Origin of the sequence: Acidovorax sp., assembly GCF_046341535.1 — a bacterium.
Taxonomy (GTDB): Bacteria; Pseudomonadota; Gammaproteobacteria; order Burkholderiales; family Burkholderiaceae_C; genus Acidovorax.
Map to the genome: position 1 here is coordinate 1 of NZ_JBKDRI010000131.1, position 1814 is coordinate 1814.

1 protein-coding gene and 1 pseudogene are annotated in these 1814 nt (G+C 66.2%); both read right to left on the reverse strand.

Annotated features, from left to right (window positions below):
* Positions 1-732: 732 nt before the first annotated feature.
* Entirely contained in the window at positions 733-1419 is a 687-nt protein-coding gene (lolD, locus tag ACK543_RS09315) for a lipoprotein-releasing ABC transporter ATP-binding protein LolD (protein WP_409942573.1), read from the reverse strand.
* A 159-nt stretch (positions 1420-1578) separates the two neighbouring features.
* A pseudogene (locus ACK543_RS09320) lies at positions 1579-1814 on the reverse strand (lipoprotein-releasing system transmembrane subunit LolC); the annotation flags it as partial.

A 1814-nucleotide genomic window follows, 5' to 3' on the forward strand; every position in this document is an offset into this window, starting at 1 on the left:
CCGTTCGGGCTGAGCTCGTCGAAGCCGGGGCGATATCCCGGTTCTTCCTTCAGCACGGAAAGGGGTTGCCACTGTGCAGCCAGGCTTCGACGGGCTCAGCCCGAACGGTTTTTTGGAGGGGGTAGCGCCTTGGCTTCGACAAGCTCAGCCCGAACGGGTTGGGGGGTGGCGCCGCCCCCTTCTGGCTGCGCCTGCGTCGGGATGGCACGCGCGTCGCAGCGCGCGTGCTTCGTGCTCTGACTCGCCGCGGCTGGTCGAGCGGAGCGCGCCAGCGCGCAGCGGGTTCCGCGGCGCACCACGCAACCGATCCAGCGCAGGTGTGCCCCTTCGCATCGCGAAGGGGTCGCAGACGGGGGGTCGCCTTTCTTTGGGGTAATTTTCTTTGGCGAGGCAAAGAAAAGTGCCTCGCCCGCCGGGGCGACATCCCGGCTCCTGCGCTCAACCAGGGCACGCGGTCGCCACGGCCCAACCGGGCTTCGACAAGCTCAGCCCGAACGGGTTGGGGGGGTGCACCCCTTGCTTCGACAAGCTCAGCCCGAACGGGTGGGGGTCGCGCCCTGGCTTCGACAGGCTCAGCCCGAACGGGTGGAGGGATAGCGCCCAGGCTTCAACAAGCTCCGCGTGAACGGGTTGGGGAGGGTGCTGGCAATCTCAACCGCCCTCAATCCATCGCTCAATAGCTATCAAATAGATAGCTAAAAAGCCCCTCGCAACAGGCGCGAACGCCCGAAATCACCCCAACACCCCCGACACCAACCTGACCATCCGATCACACCTCGCTGCCAGCGCCCCATCATGCGTCACCATCACAAATGCCGTGCCCTGTTCCCGTGCCAGTTGCAGCATCAGGTCGAACACGCCATCGGCCGTACTCCGGTCCAGATTCCCCGTGGGCTCATCCGCCAGCACGCAGGCGGGCCGCGTGACCAAGGCGCGGGCAATGGCCACCCGCTGGCGTTCGCCGCCCGACAGCTCGGCGGGCCGGTGGTGCAGCCGGTCCTTCAAACCCACCGACGTGAGCACCCGCTCGGCCTCGGCATGGCACTGGGCCAAGGGCAGACGGCGGATGCGCAGGGGCATGGCCACGTTGTCCAGCGCGCTGAACTCGGGCAGCAGGTGGTGAAACTGGTAGATGAAACCCAGGTGCTGATTACGCATCTGCCCCTGGCGCTCGGGCGAGAGCGATGACATCAATTCGCCCTGCAGCCGCACCGTGCCCGCCGTGGGCGCATCCAGCCCGCCCAGCAGGTGCAGCAGCGTGCTCTTGCCCGAGCCCGACGCACCCACAATGGCCAGCGTTTCGCCCGCATGGACCTGCAGGTCCACGCCCTTGAGCACCGTCACATCCAGGCGGCCTTCGGTAAAGCGCTTGGTCAGGCCCCGGGCTTCCAGCACCACGGCGTTTTTTTCAGCGTTCATCTCAGTGATCCATGTCGTGAAACTGGCGCTCGCCAGGCCAGGGCCGCCCCGCCGCGGATGCGGCGTTCCACTTGCGGGCGCTGGCTGCGTCCCTGTGCTCGCATCGCGTAGCCATGCGACTGCGGGGGCCGAGCGCGAAGCGTCTCAGGGGGGTGTTTTTTATTCATAGCGCAGCGCCTCGGCAGGATTCACGCGGCTGGCGCGCCAGCTGGGGTACAGGGTGGCCACAAACGCCAGCACCAGCGATATGACGCCGATGGGCACGATGTCGCTGCTTTGCGGTTCGCTGGGCATCTTGCTGATGAGATAAATGTCTTTGGGCAAAAAGCTGGCGTTCAGCGCCCGTTCGATGGCAGGCACGATCACGTCGATGTTGAGCGCCACGCCCAGGCCCA

Bases quoted from the DNA above. Each gene is read 5' to 3' on its own strand.
- lolD (WP_409942573.1), bottom strand. From the start codon at position 1,419: ATGAACGCTGAAAAAAACGCCGTGGTGCTGGAAGCCCGGGGCCTGACC.